This window comes from Pseudomonas sp. Mn2068 (assembly GCF_049319725.1).
Taxonomy (GTDB): domain Bacteria; phylum Pseudomonadota; class Gammaproteobacteria; order Pseudomonadales; family Pseudomonadaceae; genus Aquipseudomonas; species Aquipseudomonas gingeri.
In genome coordinates, this window is sequence record NZ_JBMOUG010000007.1 from 162,433 (window position 1) to 183,465 (window position 21,033).

At 63.0% G+C, this 21,033-nt stretch carries 15 protein-coding genes; 7 read left to right on the forward strand and 8 right to left on the reverse strand.

From position 1 onward, the window contains the following. Positions 1–24: 24 nt before the first annotated feature. On the forward strand, positions 25–1,023 hold the full coding sequence (nagZ, locus tag ACL9RJ_RS17680; protein WP_177129597.1) for a beta-N-acetylhexosaminidase: 999 nt from the start codon (positions 25–27) through the stop codon (positions 1,021–1,023). A gap of 3 nt (positions 1,024–1,026) precedes the next feature. Here nagZ and ACL9RJ_RS17685 read toward each other — a convergent pair whose 3' ends face one another. From ACL9RJ_RS17685 to mfd, 3 genes are read right to left on the reverse strand one after another with little or no spacing between them, the layout of a single operon-like run. After that, on the reverse strand, positions 1,027–3,705 hold the full coding sequence (locus ACL9RJ_RS17685) for a DEAD/DEAH box helicase (RefSeq protein ID WP_422765510.1): 2,679 nt from the start codon (positions 3,703–3,705) through the stop codon (positions 1,027–1,029). A gap of 31 nt (positions 3,706–3,736) precedes the next feature. Beyond that, positions 3,737–4,303, reverse strand: a complete 567-nt coding sequence (locus ACL9RJ_RS17690) for a CsiV family protein (RefSeq protein WP_017129587.1) — start codon at positions 4,301–4,303, stop codon at positions 3,737–3,739. Positions 4,304–4,315: 12 nt separating this feature from the next. Beyond that, the gene (gene mfd / locus ACL9RJ_RS17695) at positions 4,316–7,765 is read right to left on the reverse strand and encodes a transcription-repair coupling factor (RefSeq protein ID WP_017129586.1); all 3,450 of its coding nucleotides are present in this window, start codon (positions 7,763–7,765) and stop codon (positions 4,316–4,318) included. Positions 7,766–8,116: 351 nt separating this feature from the next. On the opposite strand from mfd, the gene ACL9RJ_RS17700 reads away from it, so the two are divergent. After that, positions 8,117–9,580, forward strand: a complete 1,464-nt coding sequence (locus ACL9RJ_RS17700; RefSeq protein ID WP_042937138.1) for a glyceraldehyde-3-phosphate dehydrogenase — start codon at positions 8,117–8,119, stop codon at positions 9,578–9,580. A gap of 87 nt (positions 9,581–9,667) precedes the next feature. Here ACL9RJ_RS17700 and ACL9RJ_RS17705 read toward each other — a convergent pair whose 3' ends face one another. After that, complete coding sequence (locus tag ACL9RJ_RS17705; protein ID WP_017129584.1) at positions 9,668–10,966, reverse strand: MFS transporter; 1,299 nt, start codon at positions 10,964–10,966, stop codon at positions 9,668–9,670. A 353-nt stretch (positions 10,967–11,319) separates the two neighbouring features. On the opposite strand from ACL9RJ_RS17705, the gene ACL9RJ_RS17710 reads away from it, so the two are divergent. Further along, positions 11,320–12,297, forward strand: coding sequence for an FAD:protein FMN transferase (locus tag ACL9RJ_RS17710; RefSeq protein WP_177086880.1), 978 nt, complete (start codon positions 11,320–11,322; stop codon positions 12,295–12,297). A 181-nt stretch (positions 12,298–12,478) separates the two neighbouring features. Further along, complete coding sequence (gene sthA / locus ACL9RJ_RS17715) at positions 12,479–13,873, forward strand: Si-specific NAD(P)(+) transhydrogenase (RefSeq protein ID WP_042937136.1); 1,395 nt, start codon at positions 12,479–12,481, stop codon at positions 13,871–13,873. Between the two features lie 42 nt (positions 13,874–13,915). Here sthA and ACL9RJ_RS17720 read toward each other — a convergent pair whose 3' ends face one another. Both ACL9RJ_RS17720 and ACL9RJ_RS17725 read right to left on the reverse strand, forming a co-directional pair. Beyond that, complete coding sequence (locus ACL9RJ_RS17720; RefSeq protein WP_017129581.1) at positions 13,916–14,638, reverse strand: glycerophosphodiester phosphodiesterase; 723 nt, start codon at positions 14,636–14,638, stop codon at positions 13,916–13,918. A 63-nt stretch (positions 14,639–14,701) separates the two neighbouring features. Continuing rightward, positions 14,702–15,289, reverse strand: coding sequence for a PilZ domain-containing protein (locus ACL9RJ_RS17725; RefSeq protein ID WP_017129580.1), 588 nt, complete (start codon positions 15,287–15,289; stop codon positions 14,702–14,704). A 111-nt stretch (positions 15,290–15,400) separates the two neighbouring features. Between ACL9RJ_RS17725 and ACL9RJ_RS17730 the strand changes: the two genes are divergently transcribed. The 3 genes from ACL9RJ_RS17730 to ACL9RJ_RS17740 all read left to right on the forward strand — a co-directional run bounded on the left by ACL9RJ_RS17730 (position 15,401) and on the right by ACL9RJ_RS17740 (position 18,657). After that, positions 15,401–16,651 carry a lipoprotein-releasing ABC transporter permease subunit gene (locus ACL9RJ_RS17730; RefSeq protein ID WP_017129579.1) on the forward strand — a complete coding sequence of 417 codons (1,251 nt, stop codon included), beginning with the start codon at positions 15,401–15,403 and terminating at the stop codon, positions 16,649–16,651. 7 nt (positions 16,652–16,658) lie between these two features. Next, complete coding sequence (gene lolD, locus ACL9RJ_RS17735; RefSeq protein ID WP_167331660.1) at positions 16,659–17,342, forward strand: lipoprotein-releasing ABC transporter ATP-binding protein LolD; 684 nt, start codon at positions 16,659–16,661, stop codon at positions 17,340–17,342. Between the two features lie 70 nt (positions 17,343–17,412). After that, positions 17,413–18,657, forward strand: coding sequence for a lipoprotein-releasing ABC transporter permease subunit (locus tag ACL9RJ_RS17740; RefSeq protein WP_017129577.1), 1,245 nt, complete (start codon positions 17,413–17,415; stop codon positions 18,655–18,657). Positions 18,658–18,787: 130 nt separating this feature from the next. Here the strand turns inward: ACL9RJ_RS17740 and ACL9RJ_RS17745 are convergent, their stop codons facing one another. Further along, complete coding sequence (locus ACL9RJ_RS17745) at positions 18,788–20,158, reverse strand: heavy metal sensor histidine kinase (RefSeq protein WP_017129576.1); 1,371 nt, start codon at positions 20,156–20,158, stop codon at positions 18,788–18,790. Beyond that, entirely contained in the window at positions 20,158–20,835 is a 678-nt protein-coding gene (locus tag ACL9RJ_RS17750) for a heavy metal response regulator transcription factor (protein WP_177086580.1), read from the reverse strand. The genes ACL9RJ_RS17745 and ACL9RJ_RS17750 overlap by 1 nt, the downstream gene beginning before the upstream one ends. Between the last annotated feature and the right edge of the window lie 198 nt (positions 20,836–21,033).

A 21,033-nucleotide genomic window follows, 5' to 3' on the forward strand; every position in this document is an offset into this window, starting at 1 on the left:
CAAGGATTTTCTATGAGTACTGCCCTGCAAGGCTCCCTGATGGTCGATATCGCCGGTACCTGGCTGACGGCTGAAGATCGCCAGTTGCTGCGCCAGCCGGAAGTGGGCGGGCTGATCATCTTCGCGCGCAATATCGAGCATCCGCGCCAGGTTCGTGAGTTGAGCGCGTCGATCCGCGCCATTCGCCCCGACCTGTTGCTGGCGGTCGACCAGGAAGGTGGCCGGGTACAGCGTCTGCGCCAGGGCTTCGTACGTCTGCCGGCGATGCGCGCCATTGCCGACAACCCGAACGCCGAGTACCTGGCCGAGCAATGTGGCTGGCTGATGGCGACCGAGGTCCTGGCGGTGGGACTCGACCTGAGTTTCGCGCCGGTACTCGACCTGGACTATCAGCGCAGCGCCGTGGTCGGCAGTCGTTCCTTCGATGGTGACCCCGAGCGTGCCGCCTCGCTTGCCGGTGCCTTTATCCGTGGGATGAGCGATGCAGGCATGGCCGCTACCGGCAAGCATTTCCCGGGACACGGCTGGGCCGAGGCGGATTCCCACGTGGCGATCCCGGTCGACGAGCGCAGCCTGGAAGTGATCCGCGCCCATGACCTGGTGCCTTTCGCACGCCTGAGCCGGCAGTTGGCGGCGGTGATGCCGGCCCATGTGATTTATCCACAGGTCGACGCGCAGCCTGCCGGTTTTTCCCGGCGCTGGTTGCAGGAGATCCTGCGCGGCGAACTGCAATTCGACGGGGTGATCTTCAGCGATGACCTGTCCATGGCGGGAGCTCATGTGGTGGGCGATGCCGCCAGTCGCATCGAGGCTGCCCTCTCGGCCGGTTGCGACATGGGCCTGGTGTGCAACGACCGGGCTGCGGCGGAGTTGGCCTTGAGTGCCGCGCAGCGGCTCAAGGTGACGCCGTCGCCACGCATCGCGCGGATGCGCGGCCAGGCATTTGCCCGCACTGATTATCGCCAGGAGCCGCGTTGGCTGACCGCCATTGGCGCTCTCAGGGATGCCCAGCTGATCGATTGACGGCTAGCGACCGGTTTTCTTGTCCGGCAGCGGTGCGAACAGGGCCTCGATATCCTCGTTCTGCAGCTGCCAGTCGCCGGCCTTGCGCCCGTCGAGCACACCTGCGGCGAGGTCGGATTTCTCCTGTTGCAGATGCTGGATCTTTTCCTCCACCGTGCCGCGGGCAATCATCTTGTAGACGAACACCGGCTTCTCCTGGCCGATCCGGTACGCCCGGTCGGTGGCCTGGTTTTCCGCTGCCGGGTTCCACCATGGATCGTAGTGGATCACGGTATCGGCTTCGGTCAGGTTCAGGCCGACGCCGCCGGCCTTGAGGCTGATCAGGAAAATCTGCAGTTTCCCACTCTGGAAATCCTTGACCGGTGTCCTCCGGTCGCGGGTCTGTCCGGTCAGCAGGGCGTAGGCTACATTGCGCTTTTGCAGTTCCGTCTCGATCAGCGCGAGCATCGAGGTGAACTGTGAAAACAGCAGGATCCGCCGACCCTCGGCAAACAACTCATCGAGCATTTCCATCAGGCTGTCGAGCTTGCCGGAGGCACTGCCGCGGGCCGGCAGGGTCGCGCCGTTGACCAGGCGCAGGTCGCAGCAGACCTGGCGCAGCTTGAGCAGGGCTTCGAGAATGATGATCTGGCTGCGGGTCACGCCCTTGCGGGTGATTTCGTCGCGGACCTTCTTGTCCATCGCCAGGCGCATGGTCTCGTAGACGTCGCGCTGGGCTTCGTTGAGTTCGACCCAGTGGATGATCTCGGTCTTGGGCGGCAGCTCGGTGGCCACCTGCTCCTTGGTCCGCCGCAGCAGGAAGGGTTTGATCCGGCCATTGAGGTGTTGCAGGCGGACTTCACTGGCGCGTTTTTCGATGGGCACGCGGTAGTCGCGGTTGAAGCTCTTGATGTCTCCCAGCCAGCCCGGCAGGAGGAAGTGGAACAACGACCAGAGTTCGCCGAGATGGTTTTCCAGAGGCGTACCGCTCAGGCACAGGCGCTGGCGCGCGTCCAGCTCGCGGGCGGCATGGGCGGCCTTGCTGCCGGGGTTCTTGATGTACTGCGCCTCATCGAGCACCAGCACATGCAGCGGTTGCAGCTTGAGTTTCTCGATGTCCTTGGGCAGCAAGGCATAGGTGGTGAGGATCAGGTCGTAGTCCTGCAAGTGTTCGAAATGCTTTTTGCGCGCCGCGCCATACAGGGCCAGGACCTTGAGCTGCGGGGTGAAGTGTGCGGCCTCGTCGACCCAATTGGGGACCAGGCTGGTGGGCATCACCACCATGCACGGGCGATCGAGGCGCCCGGCGTTCTTTTCGCTGAGGATATGCGCCAGGGTCTGCAAGGTCTTGCCCAGACCCATGTCGTCGGCGAGGATTCCGCCGACTTCCAGTTGCCGCAGCGATTGCATCCAGCTCAGGCCTTCGTGCTGGTAGGGGCGCAAGGTGGCGTTGAGTCCCTCGGGAATGCTCGCGTTGTACTCGCGGATATCCCGCAGGCGTTCGGCGAAGCTGCGAATCTGTTCGCCGCCTTCCCAGAGCAGCGGCAAGCCGTCGAGGGGGTTGAGGCGCGTGGCATCGGCGCTGCTCAGGCGCAGGGTGGTGGTGCCGGGTTCTTCCAGGTAGAACTCGCCGAGGGTGATCAGCACCGGCTTGAGGCGGCCGTAGGGCAGCGCTACCTGGAGCGGCCCATGGCTGCCGTTGGGCGAGGCGGGGATGTTCACCAGGATCAGTTCGTCGTCCCGGCGCCGGGCCAGGCGCTCGGGGTTGAGCAGTTCGGTGTGGGAGCGCATCAGGTTGAGCAGGATCGGCAGCAGGCTCAGGCGCTCGCCATTGACGATGATGCCCAGTTCGAGGTCGAACCAGTCACGCTCCGGCGCTTCGTCGACGGTGGCGTACCAGTCGTCGACGGTACTCAGGTCGAAACCGAAATCCTCGTCGATCTGCAACTCCCAGCCCTGGCTGCGCAGACCCGGCAGCTCGTTGAGGGTGAAGTTCAGCCAGGCGCTGTCGTTCACCATCTCGTACAGCTCGCCGGCGCTTTCCGGCAGGGCCTTGCTTTGACGCGTGGCGATCTTGAAGCCGAGCAGGCGCAGTTGCTCGCGGCAGGCCTTTTCCGCCTCGGGCTGGCGCTTGATGCGCAGGCTCTGGTGTTCCTGGCGCTGGATGATGTCGGTGTTTTTCTGGCCGCTGGCGTACTCGCCCAGGTAGTTGAACGACAGTGCCGCGCGGTGCTGGATATAACGCTGCATGCGCCCGTTGCGCGGTTCGAAGGCGCTGAACTCGACGCTGGCCAGCCACAGCCGTGGTATGGGCTGGACGTCGTCGACGATCTGCTGGGGCGGGGCGGGAGGACGGGCGTCAAGTACGGCCTGCAGCTTCTCCAGCAGTTCGGCGTCTTTTTCCGCGGCCGGGTAGGCGAGGGTCTCCTGGACTTTCAGCAGGACCGCCGCGGTGTGCTTGCAGTTCATGCGAACCGGGCAGGTGCAGTTGGCATCGACGATCAGCAAGGTGCCCTTGGCCGACTCGCGCAGGTGAATGGTCTGGCGGTAGACATTGCCGCCGGAGCCTTCGCAACTGGCGGTGATGGTGCTGTCACCGGCCTGGACGATCCGCACACGGTTTTCCACGGCGTAGCGGCGGCCACGTTCCAGGCTCTGTTCCTTGAAGCGGCTGACCCATGACGGCGCGAGTGGCTTGGTCATGGAGGGCGTCAGGGACGAGGGCATCGGGGGGTCACTGGTCCAGGTTCTGTGACGGCGCTTCGCGTTTGGAGGCTGACAGCGAGGTCACCTTGAGCAGCAGGGCGAGGTGGCCGCTGTCGAGGAAATTGAGCTGGCCGTTCTTGGTCTGGCTGGTCTGGTTCAGGCGTTCGCTGGCATTGACCACACCGTTGTTGTCGAAGCGGTTGACCCAGAACTGTGCCTCCACGTCGGTGAAGCGCTTGAGCGTCAGGCTCAGGGTGCCCTCCACCGGGAACTGGCCGAACTGTTCCTCGCCGGCCGTGATCGAGACCTTGCTCGGCTGGTCGCTGAGCGACTGCTGCCAGGCCTTGTGCAGCAATACTTCATAGTTGCCGCTGGCACCGAGCTTGGCGACCATGTCGTTCAGCGCGGGCGTTCGTTCGTCAGCGGCGGTGACGGGCCTGGCACCCCTGGCCCAGTCCTCGGGAGCCGGCTGGCTCTGGAACGGTTGCTCGAGGTTCTGCCGGACCAGGATCATTTCGACCTGGTACAGCTCGTCGGCAAAGGCTGCCGGGGTGAACAGGGCCAACAACACGGCCAGCGAGGAGATCAGGCGCATACGGCGTCCTTATCAAGCAGATTTCGGGGTGAGGCGCTCGAACAGCGCCTCCAGTGTATTAAAGCGTTCTTCCGCACGTTCCATCGGCACCATGAACTTGAACAGTGTGGCACCTTCGAATTTGTAGCGGTTGGGTTGTCCCTGGATCAGCTTGATCAAGGCCAGCGGATCGACCGGAGTGTCCGCGGCGAACTCGATGCGACCGCCCTGCGGACCGCCGTCGATCTTCTTGATACCCAGTTGCTCGGCCTGCAGTTTCAGCAGGGTCAGGCGCACCAGGTTCTTGGTCGGTTCCGGCAGCAGGCCGAAGCGATCGATCATCTCCACTTGCAGGTCCTTGAGACCCTCTTCGTCGGTCGCCGAGGCAATGCGCTTGTAGAGGATCAGGCGGGCATGGACATCCGGCAGGTAATCTTCGGGGATCAGTGCCGGCAGGCGCAGGTTGATCTCCGGGCCACCGCCCAGGGGTTGGTCGAGGTTCGGCTGTTCGCCCTTGCGAATGGACTTGACCGCGCGTTCGAGCATTTCCATGTACAGGGTGAAGCCCACCGCCTGGATCTGCCCGCTCTGGCCGTCGCCCAGCAGTTCGCCGGCACCGCGGATTTCCAGGTCGTTGGTGGCGAGGACAAAGCCGGCGCCGAGGTCCTGGGTATTGGCGATGGCTTCCAGGCGTTTCTCCGCATCGGCGGTGATCTGCTGGCGACCGGGCGTCAGCAGGTAGGCGTAGGCCTGGTGGTGACTGCGCCCGACCCGGCCGCGCAACTGGTGCAACTGGGCCAGGCCGAACTTGTCGGCGCGCTCGATGATGATGGTGTTGGCGCTCGGCACGTCGATACCGGTCTCGATGATGGTCGAGGCGATCAGCACGTTGAAGCGCTTGTGGTAGAAGTCGCTCATCACCTGTTCGAGTTCGCGCTCGCGCATCTGTCCGTGGCCGATGCCGATACGGGCTTCCGGCACCAGTTCGGCGAGGTCGGCGGCGCATTTCTCGATGGTCTTCACGTCGTTGTGCAGGTAATAGACCTGGCCGCCGCGCAGCAGCTCGCGGAGCAGGGCTTCCTTGACCGTGCTCTTGTTCTGCTCCATGACAAAGGTGCGCACCGACAGGCGCCGGGCCGGTGGGGTGGCGATGATCGACAGATCGCGCATGCCCGACACCGCCATGTTCAGCGTGCGCGGAATCGGCGTGGCGGTCAGGGTGAGGATGTCGACTTCGCTGCGCAGGGCCTTGAGCTGTTCCTTCTGGCGCACGCCGAAACGGTGCTCTTCGTCGATGATCACCAGGCCCAGGTTCTTGATCTTCACATCGTCCTGTAGCAGCTTGTGGGTGCCGATGACGATATCGATCTTGCCCTCGGCCAGCTCCGCCACGGCGGCGTTCACTTCCTTGGTGGACTTGAAGCGGCTCATCACTTCGACGGTCACCGGCCAGTCGGCGAAGCGGTCGCGGAAGCTGTTGTAGTGCTGCTGGGCGAGCAGGGTGGTGGGGACCAGGATCGCCACCTGCTTGCCGCCGTGGACCGCGATAAAGGCGGCGCGCATGGCCACTTCGGTCTTGCCGAAGCCGACGTCGCCGCAGACCAGGCGGTCCATCGGCTTGGCCGAGAGCATGTCGGCGCGCACCGCTTCGATAGTGGTCTGCTGGTCCGGGGTTTCCTCGAACGGAAAGCCGGCGCTGAAGGTCGCGTAGTCGGCTTTCGGGTCGGCGAATGCATAACCTTCGCGGGCGGCGCGACGGGCATAGATATCGAGCAGTTCGGCGGCGACGTCGCGGACCTGTTCGGCCGCCTTGCGCTTGGCTTTCTGCCAGACTTCCGAGCCCAGGCGGTGCAACGGCGCGAGAGCGTCGTCGCTGCCGGTGTAGCGGGCGATCAGGTGCAGGTTGGCCACGGGCACGTAGAGCTTGGCGCCCTCGGCGTATTCCATGGTGAGGAATTCGGCGACCTGGTTGTCGATTTCCAGGGTCGCGAGGCCGAGGTAGCGGCCGACGCCGTGGTCGATATGCACCACCGGGGCGCCTTCGCGCAACTCGGTGAGGTTCTTGATCACCGCATCGTTGTTGGCGTCGGCGCGTTTTTCCCGGCGTCGGCGCTGCATCACGCGCTGGCCGAACAGCGGGCTTTCGGCAATCAGTGCCAGGGCCGGATCGTCCAGCACCAGGCCGTCGTCCAGCGGCGCGATGGTGATCGCCAGGCGTTCCTTTCCGGCGGTGAAGTCCGGCCAGCTGTCGACGGTCTTCGGGCGCAGCTTGAGGCGTTCCAGCAGCTCCAGCAGGACTTCCCGGCGACCGGCTGATTCGGCGGTGAACAGCACGCGGCCGGGGAACTGCTCGAGGAATGCGGAGAGCGCCGCCAGGGGCTGGTTGGCCTTGGCCTCGATCGCCAGGTTCGGCAGTTCGCGGGCGGGGAAGCGTTCGCGGCCGACACCGGTTTCCACGTCCTGCTGGCTGGCGATGACCCGCGGCCAGCTTTTCAGGCGGGCGAAGCAGTCTTCCACCGGCAGAAACAGTTCGGCCGGCGGCAACAGCGGACGGGTCGGATCGACGCGGCGTTCCTCGTAGCGGTTGCGCACATCGTTCCAGAAGTTTTCCGCGGCCTGCTCGATGCCCGGCAGGGAGAACACCTGGGTGTCCTGGGGCAGGTAGTCGAACAGGGTCGAGGTTTCCTCGAAGAACAGCGGCAGGTAGTACTCGATGCCGGCGGGGGTGATCCCGCTGTTGAGGTCCTGGAAGATCGGGCAGCGGCGGAAGTCGACGTCGAAGCGTTCGCGAAAGCGTGCCTTGAAGCGGGTGACCGCTTCCTTCTGCAGCGGGAATTCCTTGGCCGGCAGCAGGCGTACCGAATCGACCTTGTCGATGGACCGCTGGTTTTCCGGGTCGAAGGTGCGCAGCGTCTCGATCTCGTCATCGAACAGGTCGATGCGGTACGGCAGTTTGCTGCCCATCGGGAACAGGTCGATCAGGGCGCCGCGCACGGCGAATTCGCCGTGTTCGTAGACCGTGTCGACACAGCGGTAGCCGGAGGCTTCCAGGCGGGTGCGCATCTGCTCGACATCGAGCTTCTGGCCGATATCCAGCACCAGGCTGCTGCCCAGCAGAAACCGGGTCGGGGCCAGGCGGTGCAGCGCGGTGGTGATCGGCACCACCAGCACGCCATGTTCCAGTTCCGGCAGCCGGTACAGGCTGGCGATACGCTGGGAGATGATGTCCTGGTGCGGTGAGAACAGGTCGTAGGGCAGGGTTTCCCAGTCAGGGAAATGCAGCACCGGCAAATCGGGGGCGAAGAAGCTCAGCTCCTGCTCCAGCCGTTCGGCGCTCTGGCTGTCGGCGGTGAGCAGCAGGGTGAAGCGCTTGGCAGCGCTGGCAGCCTCGGCAATGGCCAGGCTCAGGGCGGCACCGGGGAGATTGCCCCAGTGCTGTTTACCTGCCGCGGCAGGGAGTAGCGGTAGACGCAGAACGGGCACGGAAGGTTGAGCTCCAAGCGTTGCGACAAAGTCGGTAATTGTAACGGCCCCGGGTGCCGCCTGTCAGTTGCAGACTGTGTCTATTACAGGTGAAGGGAAATGTAGTGGCTATGACAAGAAATAGCGCTTTTTACCTGAATATGTAGTGCCGCATTGCACTTATGTTTCGGAGGGTTACAGACAAGTGATAGTCGGTGCGCCAAAATGGGGCGCGCTGAAACCCGCGTGTTTACTGGGCTGGAGCGGGGTGCGATTTTTTGCAAAGGGATTTTATGCGGGTTTGCGCGACAGTCGTGCATTGCTCGCAGGGCGGCTGGGCTGCATAATGTAGCCCCTTTTTTCAGCCCCTACATGTGGAAGGTTCCCGTGACTCAGAAGCCCGACCAGTGTCTTGGTGAGTGGATTGATCGTGAAGCGCTTGCAGAAGCGATGATCCCGCTTATCGGTCAGCTCTACCGCAATAACAATGTGGTGAGTTCGATCTATGGCCGCAGCCTGATCAACCAGTCTGTCATCGCGATTCTCAAGGCTCACCGCTTTGCTCGCCATCGTCAGAGTGATGATGCCGAACTGTCCGTCCACGAGACTTTCCCGCTGCTCAAGGCGATGAGCGAGCTCAAGCTGGGCGCCGCTTCGGTGGACCTCGGCAAGCTGGCCGTGAAGTTCAAGGCCCAGGGCAATGGCCGCACTGCCGAGCAGTTCGTCCGCGAAGAGCTGGCCGATGTCGTCGGTCAGCAGAATGTTTCCGCACGCAAGGGCACTGACGTGGTGCTGTACGGCTTCGGTCGTATCGGCCGCCTGCTGGCGCGCATCCTCATCGAGAAAACCGGTGGTGGCGACGGCCTGCGCCTGCGCGCCATCGTCGTGCGCAAGGGCGCCGAGAACGACCTGACCAAGCGCGCCAGCCTGCTGCGTCGCGATTCGGTGCACGGTTCGTTCAACGGCACCATCACCATCGACGAAGAAAACAACACCATCACCGCCAACGGTAACCTGATCCAGGTGATCTACGCGAAGAACCCGACCGAGGTGGACTACACCCAGTACGGCATCAAGGACGCCCTGCTGGTGGACAACACCGGTGTATGGCGTGACGCCGATGGCCTGGGCCAGCACCTGGCCTGCCCGGGTATCGACCGCGTGGTCCTGACCGCGCCGGGCAAGGGCAAGCTGAAGAACATCGTTCACGGCATCAACCACGGTGAAATCACCGCTGACGACAAGATCGTTTCCGCCGCGTCCTGCACCACCAACGCCATCGTGCCGGTGCTCAAGGCCGTCAACGACAAGTTCGGCATCGTCAACGGCCACGTTGAAACCGTTCACTCGTACACCAACGACCAGAACCTGATCGACAACTTCCACAAGGGCGATCGCCGTGGCCGCAGCGCCGCGCTGAATATGGTGATCACCGAGACCGGCGCAGCCACCGCGGCTGCCAAGGCCTTGCCTGAACTGGCCGGCAAGCTGACCGGTAACGCGATCCGCGTACCGACGCCGAACGTGTCGATGGCGATCCTGAACCTGAACCTGGGTACTGCCACCACCCGTGAAGAGATGAACGAGTACCTGCGCTACATGGCGCTGCACTCGGATCTGCACAAGCAGATCGACTTCGTCAACTCGCAGGAAGTGGTATCCACCGACTTCGTCGGTTCGCGTCACGCCGGTGTGGTCGATGCCGAAGCCACTATCTGCAACGACAACCGCGTTGTCCTGTACGTCTGGTACGACAACGAGTTCGGTTACAGCTGCCAGGTGGTGCGCGTGATGGAAGACATGGCCGGGGTCAACCCGCCAGCGTTTCCGCGCTAAGCGCTAGCTGCACATGAAAACGCCCCGACCAGTCGGGGCGTTTTTGTTTGTGGCGAGGGGGATTGCCCGCTCGCCACGGGCGTCTACTCAGGCTTGGCTGGAAGCCGCCATCTGTGCGGTACGCAGTTCGTGCTTGTTGCCACGGAACAGTACCAGGGTGGCGATCAGGCCCAACACGGCCGCGCCACTGAGCCAGATGCCCGGTGCCGCCTTGTTGTCCAGCACGTGGATCAGGTAGGTGCAGGCCGCCGGAGTGAAGCCGCCGAAGGTCGCGGTCGCCAGGCTGTAGGCCAGGGAGAAGCCGGTGGTACGGACTTCGACCGGCATGATCTCGGTCAGGGCAACCACCATCGCGCCGTTGTACGAACCGTAGAGGAACGACAGCCACAGTTCGGCGATCAGCAGGCGGCTGAAGCTCGGATCCGCCACCAGCCAGGACAGTACCGGGTAGGCCGTGAGGATCGCCAGGATGGTCGCCGCCAGCAGCAGCGGCTTGCGGCCGATCTTGTCGGAAACGGCACCCATCACCGGCAGCCAGAAGAAGTTCGACAGGCCGATGCACACGGTCACCAGCAAAGCGTCGAAGTCCGACAGGTGCAGCTCGGCTTTACCGAAGGTCGGGGTATAGGCCGTGATCAGGTAGAAGGACACCGTGGTCATGACCACCAGCGCCATGCCTGCCAGCACCAGGCCGAAGTTCTGACCGATCGAGCGCATCACTTCCTGCAGGGTCGGACGATGTTTGCGCGCCTGGAACTCGGGGGTTTCTTCCAGCGAGCGACGGATGATGAAAATCGCCGGGACGATCATGCAACCGACCAGGAACGGCACGCGCCAGCCCCATTCACCCATTTGCTCGGGGCTCAGCCAGTGGTTGAGACCCACGCCCAGCAAGCCGGCGAAGACCACCGCGGCCTGTTGGCTGGCGGACTGCCAACTGACGAAAAAGCCCTTGCGGCCCGGGGTCGAGATCTCGGCCAGGTAGACCGAGACGCCACCCAGCTCCACGCCGGCGGAGAAACCTTGCAGCAGTCGGCCCAGCAGGACCAGCAGCGGGGCGGCCACGCCCAGGGTCGCGTAACCCGGTACACAGGCGATCAGCACCGTACCCGCGGCCATCAGGGCCAGGGTGATGATCAGCCCCTGGCGACGACCATGGCGGTCGATATAGGCGCCGAGGAAGATCGCACCCAGCGGACGCATCAGGAAGCCGGCACCAAAGGTGGCCAGCGAAAGCATCAGGGAAGCGAATGCACTGTCGGCAGGAAAGAAGGTTTTAGCGATGGCCGTGGCGTAGAAGCCGTAGACCATGAAGTCGAACATCTCAAGAAAGTTGCCGCTGACAACGCGAAAGATCGCCTTGCCCTTGCCCGTACTCGAGGCCATTTTTATTCACTCACTTTGGCTGTCTTATAAGCAATCCTTCGTCTTTGCTCGTCCTTACTGATCCTTTCAGGCATACGCACGCTGGCAGAACAGTTTTGTAACGATATGTGTATTAGGGTTATCGGGCAACAAAAAAACCAAGCTTGCTGGCTAAATGGCACAGTCCGCGGACTAGAGCGGTTCATTGGGTTTTTGCGTGAGCAGGGTTTCGCGCAACGGTGGTCCTGGCGAATGTCCTTTAAACTCTGGTGCAATGTGCAGCCTCGAATGGCGCCTTCACAACCTGTGCCATTGCCCCGGAGGCCCGGATTTTGCTAAGAACAACCCTGCGATTGCTCGCTGCTGCGGCGTTCCTGCTGGTTTCCGGCTGTGATGGGGGAGACTCGCTGGAGCGTTTTGGCGGCCCGACCATGGGGAGCACCTACTCCATCCAGTATGTGCGGCGCGCGGGCGGGCCGGCGGTCAGCGAGGTCAGGCGCGAGGTGGAAGCGATCCTGGCGCAGGTCGACCAACAGATGTCGACCTATCGCAGTGATTCGGACATCGAGCATTTCAACGATCTGCCGGCCAACCGCTGCCAGGTCATGCCGGCGCCGATCCTTGAGTTGGTGCGTGTCGGCGAGCAGCTTTCGCTGGCCAGCGACGGCGCCTACGACCTGACGGTGGAGCCGCTGATGAACCTTTGGGGATTCGGCCCGCAAGGGCGCGCGGAGAAGGTGCCGGAGGCCGCGCAACTGGCCGAGGCCCGCCAGCGCGTCGGGCATGCTCACCTGCGTATCGATGGCGAGCAGTTGTGCAAGGATGCGGCCGTGCAGGTCGATTTCGACAGCATTGCCGCCGGCTACACCGTGGACCGGATTGCCCGGCGGCTGACGGCGATGGGCATCGACAGCTTTCTGGCCGAGGCCACGGGGGAGCTCAAGGCGGTCGGCAGGAAACCCGACGGCAGCCCCTGGCGTGTCGCGCTGGAGGAGCCGCGGGACGATCGCCAGGTCGCGCAGCGGGTCGTCGATATCGACGGCTACGGGGTGTCCACTTCCGGTGACTATCGCAACTATTTCGAGCAGGATGGCCGACGCTATTCCCATACCTTCGATGCCCGCACCGGCGCGCCGATCACCCACGACCTGGCGGCGGTCACGGTGATTCATCCCTCGACCCTGATGGCCGATGGCTTGTCGACGCTGTTGCTGATCCTGGGGCCCGAGCGCGGCTGGGACTATGCGGAAAAACACGATGTCGCCGCATTTTTTGTGATTCGTGCCGATAAAGGTTTCGTCACACGAACGAATTCGGCGTTTGACCGATTATTGAAAAGCAAGGCGCATTAACATGGGGCGCCTGACATGTAGTGCAGGCAAGACTAGCCTACGACGCGACCAAGGGTTAATGTGCGCGGCGTTGACGCTTCTATAGACTGCACACCGAGATTTGATCCTTCATGTCGCTGGCCGCGACATGATTTAGCCGCAGGTGCCAGAGGGGTGCCTCGGCCTGTTCTGAGGAGTACGCATGGCTGTCTACAACTACGACGTAGTGGTACTGGGTTCCGGCCCCGCTGGAGAAGGTGCGGCAATGAACGCCGCCAAAGCAGGGCGCAAGGTGGCGATGGTCGACAGCCGTCGGCAGGTCGGCGGTAACTGCACCCACCTGGGGACCATCCCGTCCAAGGCCCTGCGTCACTCTGTGCGGCAGATCATGCAGTTCAACACCAACCCGATGTTCCGGGCCATCGGTGAGCCGCGCTGGTTCTCGTTCCCGGACGTGCTCAAGAGCGCGGAGAAGGTGATCTCCAAGCAGGTCGCCTCGCGCACCGGCTACTACGCCCGCAACCGCGTGGACCTGTTCTTCGGCACCGGCAGCTTCGCCGACGAGCAGACCATCGAAGTGGTCTGCTCCAACGGCGTGGTCGAGAAACTGGTGGCCAAGCACATCATCATCGCCACCGGTTCGCGTCCCTATCGCCCGGCCGATATCGATTTCCACCACCCGCGTATCTACGATAGCGACACCATCCTCAGCCTGGGCCATACCCCGCGCAAGCTGATCATCTACGGTGCCGGGGTGATCGGTTGCGAGTACGCCTCGATCTTCAGTGGCCTGGGGGTTCTGGTGGAACTGGTGGACAACCGCGACCAGTTGCTCAGCTTCCTCGACTCGGAGATTTCCCAGGCGCTGAGCTACCACTTCAGCAACAACAACATCACCGTGCGCCACAACGAAGAGTACGAGCGTGTCGAAGGCCTGGACAACGGGGTGATCCTGCACCTGAAGTCGGGCAAGAAGATCAAGGCCGATGCCTTGCTCTGGTGTAACGGCCGTACCGGCAACACCGACAAGCTGGGCATGGAGAACATCGGCGTCAAGGTCAACGGCCGCGGCCAGATCGAGGTCGACGAGAACTATCGCACCTGCGTGCCGAACATCTATGGCGCCGGTGACGTGATCGGCTGGCCGAGCCTGGCCAGTGCCGCGCACGACCAGGGGCGTTCGGCGGCGGGCAGCATTGTCGACAACGGCAGCTGGCGTTATGTCAACGACGTACCGACCGGGATCTACACCATTCCGGAGATCAGCTCGATCGGCAAGAACGAGCATGAACTGACCAAGGCCAAGGTGCCTTACGAAGTCGGCAAGGCGTTCTTCAAGAGCATGGCCCGGGCACAGATCGCCGGCGAGCCGCAAGGCATGCTGAAGATCCTGTTCCATCGTGAAACCCTGGAAGTCCTGGGCGTTCACTGCTTCGGTTACCAGGCATCGGAGATCGTGCACATCGGCCAGGCGATCATGAACCAGCCGGGCGAGCACAACACGCTGAAGTACTTCGTCAACACCACCTTCAACTACCCGACCATGGCCGAAGCCTATCGGGTAGCGGCCTACGATGGTCTCAACCGGCTTTTTTGAGCGGCTCCGGCCGGTGGCCTGAGCCGGCCGGGGAGACCGATTTCAGCCTTTCCCAAGTGTGGCCGTGGCCAAACCGGGAAAGTCTGTAATCAGGCTATCGACGCCGAAGTCGGCGAGCCTGCGCATCAGCGCCGGCTCGTTGACTGTCCACACCGACACATGCAGACCCTGACGCTGGGCCTTGATCAGGCGTTCCGGGGTGCAGAGTGTCCAGTTCAACGCCAGAATCTCGCAGCCATAACTCTGGGCGACCTTCAACGGGTCGAGCCAGGCGTACTCGGCTACCAGTCCGCGTGACAGGTCCGGGGTCAGCTCCAGGGCGGCCTTGAGCACTTCGCGGGAACTGGAGGTGACGGTGACCTTGTCCAGCAGGCCGAAGCGCTGGGCCATCTCGCGGATCGCCAGGACGGTGGTCGCGGCGCGGGTGCGCGAGGCGCTCTTGACTTCCAGTTGCCAGTGTTCGAAATCGCACTGCTCGAACAGCTCTTCCAGGCGCGGGATCGGGCAGGGGGTGATCCAGCCCGGGCCGCCCTTGCGCGCGTCATAGGTCACCAGGTCGGCGGCCGAATGCTCGACCACCTTGCCGCGCCGGTCGGTGGTGCGCTTGAGGGTCGGATCATGGATCACCATCAACTCGCCATCCATGGACAGGTGCAAATCCAGTTCGCAGCGGCGCACGCCGTGTTTGAGGCACTCCTGGAAGCTGGTCAGGGTGTTTTCCGGTGCTTCGCCTTTGGCACCACGATGGCCATAAATCAGAGTCACGACTGCTCCTTCAAGGAAAAAATGATCCTGCAAATAATCGGGGTCGCACGATGAATCCAGGGCTCAACTCGCCTCGGGATCGTTTTGCTCGCGGGCCAGGCGTCGTTGCAGCGCCTGTTTCTGCAAGATATAGCGGGCCAGCAACTGGCGCTGGGCATCGGTCAATGATTCGAACTCGGTGCCGATTTCGAAGGTGCCGAAGCTCTGCGGTTCGCAGTGGGTCACCTTGGCCCGCAGCAGCAGGCCGAGAGCCTGCGGCATCAGCACCAGCTTGACCGCCAGGTGAGTGCCGGCCGGGTAGGCCATGTGATGACTGAACTCGATGCCGCCTTCGGAGATGATCACCGCCTGCGGTTCGCCGAACTCGCCGAGCACGGTCATCGCCATCACCTGGCTCAGCAGGTCGATGCGCTTGTTCTGGGATTTCAGGTAGGCCGACAGGGCCCGGTCGCGCTCGCTGACCTGACGCAGCAGATGCTGTGATTCGAATTCGCTCAGGTGCAGTTCGCTCAGCAGATTGAAGAGTGGCGACGCATCCTGCAACACTTCCTTGTCCGCGGCATCGGCGGCAGACAGGGGGCGGATTTCCAGTGCGATCGTGTCCTCGATACGGTAGTATTCGCGGCGATCTTCTTCATCTAATGTCGACATGGCGAACCCAAGGCAGAGGTGATGGTCTGAGTGTAAAGCTGCTGACCCCACCTCGCCACATGGACGTCTTCTTTTCCTCCGAACTTCTTTGCCTTCGAACTAGCCTCCGACATGTTCAGACCACTCTTCGTATTCATCGGCACGCGTTACACCCGTGCAAAGCGTCGCAATCACTTTGTTTCCTTCATTTCCCTGACTTCGATGATCGGCCTCGCCCTCGGCGTGGTGGTGATGATCGTGGTGCTTTCGGTGATGAACGGTTTCGACCGTGAGATGCGCAACCGTGTCCTGGGCATGGTGCCCCATGCGACCATCGAGTCGGACGAGCCGATCGGCGACTGGCAGAGCCTGGCGGGCAAGGTCCTGCAGAATCCGAAAGTCGCCGCCGTGGCCCCGTTCACCCAGATGCAGGGGTTGCTGACCAACAACGGCCAGGTGCAGAAGGTGCTGCTCAATGCCATCGACCCGGCGCAGGAGCGCAAGGTCTCGATCATCGACCAGTTCATGCAGCAGGGGCAGCTCGATGCGTTGTCGCCCGGCAGCTTCGGTATCGTCATCGGCGACAAGGCGGCGACCAAGCTCGGTGTCGGTCTCGGCGACAAGCTGACCTTCGTCGCCCCGGAAGTCACGGTGACGCCGGCGGGGATGTTTCCGCGGATGAAGCGTTTTACCGTGGTCGGCATCTTCCATGTCGGGGCCGGTGAGCTGGACGGCTATCTCGGCCTGACCAATCTCGACGATCTTGCGCGCCTGCATCGCTGGAAGCCGGATCAGGTCCAGGGCCTGCGCCTGAAGTTCAACGATCTGTTCCAGGCACCACGTACCGCCTGGGAAATCGCCCAGCAGTTGGGTGACAGCCACTACTACGCCCGCGACTGGACCCGTACCCACGGCAACCTGTACCAGGCGATCAAGATGGAAAAGGCCATGATCGGCCTGCTGTTGCTGCTGATCGTCGCGGTGGCGGCGTTCAACATCATCTCGACCCTGGTGATGGTGGTGAACGACAAGAAAGGCGATATCGCGATCCTGCGCACCCTGGGCGCCACGCCCGGGCAGATCATGGCGATCTTCATGGTCCAGGGCACCGTGATCGGCGTGGTGGGCACGCTGATCGGCGCGGCCGTGGGGATTTTCGCCGCGCTCAATGTCAGTGCCGCGATCTCCGCCCTCGAAGGCCTGATCGGCCACAAGTTCCTCAATGCCGACGTGTATTTCATCGACTACCTGCCGTCCCAGCTGATGGCCGAGGACGTCTTGATGGTCTGCGGCGCGGCGTTGCTCCTGAGTTTCCTCGCCACCCTGTATCCAGCCTGGCGTGCGGCGCGCACCCAGCCTGCGGAGGCGCTACGTTATGAGTGAATTGGGCATGAGTGATAAAGCAGTGCTGAGTTGCCGCAACCTGGGCAAATCCTACGAGGAGGGCCCGGAGTCGGTGGTGGTGCTGTCCGGCCTGCAGCTTGAGCTGCACGCGGGCGAGCGGGTGGCGATCGTCGGCAGTTCCGGCTCCGGCAAGAGTACCTTGCTCAACCTGCTGGGCGGGCTGGATACGCCGTCCCAGGGCAGTGTCTGGCTGGCCGGCGAAGAACTCTCGGCGCTGGGTGAGAAGGCCCGTGGGCTGTTGCGCAACCGCTCCCTGGGTTTCGTCTACCAGTTCCACCACCTGCTGCCGGAGTTCACCGCGCTGGAGAACGTCTGCATGCCGTTGCTGATCGGTCGCACGGCGATTCCCGAAGCACGCCAGCGCGCTACCGCGCTGTTGGAGCGGGTGGGCCTGGGCCATCGCCTGGAGCACAAGCCGGCCGAGCTGTCCGGCGGTGAGCGCCAGCGCGTGGCGATTGCCCGGGCACTGGTGAACAAACCCGGCCTGGTGATGCTCGACGAGCCGACCGGCAACCTCGACCACCACACTGCCCAGGGTATCCAGGACCTGATGCTGGAACTCAGCACCTCGATGCGCACGGCGTTCCTGGTGGTGACCCATGACATGAACCTGGCCCGCCAGATGGACCGAGTGCTGCATCTGGAAGACGGCAAGCTGGTTGCAATCTGATTCGCCAGGACCCGGCCGCTTGCCGTAGCGCGAGTGCCGGGTCCCTTACTTTCTCTACGGTGGCCTGCGAATGTTCCGACCGTTATCGATTTTCATCGGCACGCGCTATACCCGCGCCAAGCGCCGCAACCGTTTTGTCTCGTTTATCTCGATGACCTCGATGATCGGCCTCGCCCTGGGCGTGCTGGCGATGATCGTGGTGCTGTCGGTGATGAACGGTTTCCAGAAGGAAATGCAATCGCGCATTCTCGGCATGGTGCCCCATGCGACCATCGTCGGCGTGAAGCCCATCGATGACTGGCAGCCGGTGGCCGCCGCGGCGATGAAGAATCCCGAGGTGACCGCGGCGGTGCCGTTCACCGAAATGGACGGGATGCTCTCGTACAAGGGATCGATGCAGCCGATCCAGATCAGCGGTGTCGATCCGGCCCAGGAAGGCAAGGTTTCGATCGTTGCCCAGCACATTGTCCAGGGCAAGCTGGATGACCTGAAGCCGGGCGAGTTCGGCGTGGTGATCGGCGAGATCACCGCGCGGCGCTTTCGCCTGAATGTCGGCGACAAGCTGACCCTGATCGTTCCGGAGCTGAGTTCCGCGCCCGGTGGCATCACCCCGCGCATGCAGCGTCTGAACGTGGTCGGAGTATTCAAGGTCGGTGCCGAGCTGGACGGTTCGATGGCCCTGATCCATATGGCCGACGCGGCGGATATCCAGCACTGGCAACCGAACCAGGTGCAGAGCGTGCGCCTGGCGGTCAAGGACCTGTATGCCGCGCCGCAGGTCTCGACCCGCATTGCCGGTGGGCTGGGGGCCGGGTTCACGGCGGATGACTGGACCCACACCCAGGGCAGCCTGTTCAGCGCGATGAAGATGGAAAAGACCATGATCGGCCTGCTGCTGCTGATGATCGTTGCCGTGGCGGCGTTCAATATCATCGCGACGCTGATCATGGTGGTGAACGACAAGGGCGCGGATATCGCCATCTTGCGCACCATCGGCGCCACGCCCCGGCAGATCATGGCGATCTTCATGGTCCAGGGCACGGTGATCGGTATTGTCGGAACCTTGATCGGTGGTGTGCTCGGGGTGATCGCGGCGCTGAACGTCAGTGAACTGGTGGGTTGGATCGAGCGGATCAGCGGGCAGCACATCTTCAGTTCCGATGTGTATTTCGTCAGTAACCTGCCGTCGCAGTTGCAGGCCGGGGATGTGGTGCTGATCTGTTCGGCCGGGTTTATCCTCAGCTTCCTGGCGACCCTGTACCCGGCGTATCGGGCGGCGAAGATCGAACCGGCGCATGCGTTGAGATATTCGTAAGTTTTTGGGGCGCGATCTTCCTGCCCGGGGCTGAATGCGATCCCCTGTAGGAGCCGGCTTGCTGGCGATAGCGGTTTCAAAGTCCACATCTCTATCGCCGGATAAATCGTAATCGCCAGCAAGCCGGCTCCTACAGGTTTGACTGCTGGCGCGGCAACTCGATGATAAACCGTGTCCAGCCGGCTTCTGATTCGCAACGAATCTGCCCGCCATGGGCCTGGATGATCGATCGGGTAATCGCCAGCCCGAGCCCCGCATGTTCGCTGCTGCCTTCATGGCGGGCCGGGTCCGCCCGGTAGAAACGGTCGAACAACCGGGGCAACAATGGTGCCGCAATACCCTCGCCGCTGTTCTCCACATTGATCCGTAACCCGGACCGGGTCGTCTCCAGGCGGATACGGATCTCGCCACCCGCAGGCGTGAAGCGCAGGGCGTTGTCCAGTAGATTGGACACGGCACGGCGCAGCATGCTGCGGTCGCCCGACAGGCTGGCTGCACCGTCCCTTGTCAGGCTTACCTGGTTGTCTTCCGCCAGCGGTGCAAAGAACTCCAGCAGCACATCGACCTCATCCGCCAGTTCCAGTGGCTCGTGCCTGGGGCTGAGCAGACCATGGTCGGCTTTCGCCAGGTACAACATGTCGTTGACCAGTTGCGCCATCCATTGCAGTTCCTCGAGGTTGCTGTGCAAGGCCTCGCGGTAGTCCTCCAGTGGGCGCGGGCGGGTCAGGGTGACCTGGGTGTGGGTCAACAGGTTCGACAGCGGAGTGCGCAACTCGTGGGCGATATCGGCGGAAAAGGCCGAGAGACGCTGGAAGGAGTCCTCCAGGCGTCCGAGCATGGCATTGAAAGCCTGCGCCAGCTCGGCCAGTTCCGGCGGCATCTGCCCGGTGTCCAGGCGTCGGGTCAGGGAACTGGCGGAGATACTGCCCGCCACATCGCTCATGCGCCGCAATGGGCGCAGGCCGCTACGGGCAGCCCAGGCGCCGAGCAGGGCGGTAGCCAGGGCCGAGAGACCGACCGTCAGCCAGATCAACTGCTGCATGCGCTGCAGAAAGTGCTGGTGATGGGTGATGTCGAGTATCAGGGTCAGCCGCGGCGAGCTGGCCTGACCGGGTGTCAGGGGCGCGTTGAAGACCCGGTAGGCGGTTCCGTCGATCTGCAGGCTGGTCAGTCCCGGTTGCGCGGGCAGGGCGTCGGGCAGGGCGCGGGCGGCGTCGAACCAGGGTTGGCCATCGGCACCGTGGATTCTCAGGGCCAGGTCCGGCCGCAGGTTGATTTCGGCTCGCAGGCGTTCGACCTTGAGCTGGAAGTCGCCGAAGTCATCCACCTGGCCGAGGGTGTTGCGCAGGGCGACCAGTCGACCATCCAGCAGTTGCTGGTCGAGTTCGATGAAGTGCGACTCGCTGGCGCGGCTGAACAGCACGCCGGCCACTAGTGAAACCATGGCGGTGCAGGCCGCGAACAACAGTGCCAGGCGGCCGGCGAGTGACAGGCGGCGCATCAGAGTGTCCGCTCTTCAAGCACGTAGCCCATGCCCCGGACGGTGTGAATCAGCTTGTTCGGATGGGGATCGTCGATTTTCAGGCGCAGACGGCGGATGGCCACCTCGATGACATTGGTGTCGCTGTCGAAATTCATGTCCCAGACCTGGGAGGCGATCAGCGATTTGGGCAGCACCTCGCCCTGGCGGCGCAGGAGCATTTCCAGCAGGGCGAACTCCTTGGCGGTCAGGTCGATGCGCTGGCCCGCCCGTTCGACCCGACGGCGAATCAGGTCCAGGCGCAGGTCGGCCACCTGCAGGCTGGTTTCCTGAGTGCTGCCGCCACGCCTCAGCAGGCTGCGCACCCGCGCCAGCAGTTCGGAGAAGGCGAAAGGCTTGACCAGGTAATCGTCGGCCCCCAGTTCCAGGCCGTGGACACGGTCTTCGACTGCATCGCGGGCGGTCAGGAACAGCACCGGGATATCCAGGCCGGCCGCGCGGACCGCTTGCAGGATCTGCCAGCCGTCACGACCGGGCAGCATCACATCGAGGATCAGCAGATCGTAGTCGCCGGTCAGCGCCAGATGCTGGCCGGTGGTGCCGTCCGCCACCAGTTCGCTGTTGAATCCGGCCTCGTTCAGGCCCTGGCGCAGGTAATGGCCGGTTTTCGCTTGGTCTTCGACGATCAGCAGTTTCATGGATGACTCATGGCAAATGGAACAGTGACGTTATACAGGTGGTCCGGTCGCTCCAGCCGAAGCTGACAAAGTTGTAATCTGTTCGTCAGCTTGCTGGCAGCGGCCCGCCTCTACAGTCTTGCACAGAGTGAAGCCCATCCCGTTGGAGTGTGAGTATGTTTGTTGCTACTGGGTTTGTGCGTAACGGTCTGGCGCTTG

Bases quoted from the DNA above. Each gene is read 5' to 3' on its own strand.
- ACL9RJ_RS17685 (WP_422765510.1), bottom strand. From the start codon at position 3,705: ATGACCAAGCCACTCGCGCCGTCATGGGTCAGCCGCTTCAAGGAACAG.
- ACL9RJ_RS17690 (WP_017129587.1), bottom strand. From the start codon at position 4,303: ATGCGCCTGATCTCCTCGCTGGCCGTGTTGTTGGCCCTGTTCACCCCG.
- ACL9RJ_RS17700 (WP_042937138.1), top strand. From the start codon at position 8,117: ATGTGGAAGGTTCCCGTGACTCAGAAGCCCGACCAGTGTCTTGGTGAG.
- ACL9RJ_RS17705 (WP_017129584.1), bottom strand. From the start codon at position 10,966: ATGGCCTCGAGTACGGGCAAGGGCAAGGCGATCTTTCGCGTTGTCAGC.
- sthA (WP_042937136.1), top strand. From the start codon at position 12,479: ATGGCTGTCTACAACTACGACGTAGTGGTACTGGGTTCCGGCCCCGCT.
- ACL9RJ_RS17725 (WP_017129580.1), bottom strand. From the start codon at position 15,289: ATGTCGACATTAGATGAAGAAGATCGCCGCGAATACTACCGTATCGAG.
- ACL9RJ_RS17730 (WP_017129579.1), top strand. From the start codon at position 15,401: ATGTTCAGACCACTCTTCGTATTCATCGGCACGCGTTACACCCGTGCA.
- lolD (WP_167331660.1), top strand. From the start codon at position 16,659: ATGAGTGATAAAGCAGTGCTGAGTTGCCGCAACCTGGGCAAATCCTAC.
- ACL9RJ_RS17740 (WP_017129577.1), top strand. From the start codon at position 17,413: ATGTTCCGACCGTTATCGATTTTCATCGGCACGCGCTATACCCGCGCC.
- ACL9RJ_RS17745 (WP_017129576.1), bottom strand. From the start codon at position 20,158: ATGCGCCGCCTGTCACTCGCCGGCCGCCTGGCACTGTTGTTCGCGGCC.
- ACL9RJ_RS17750 (WP_177086580.1), bottom strand. From the start codon at position 20,835: ATGAAACTGCTGATCGTCGAAGACCAAGCGAAAACCGGCCATTACCTG.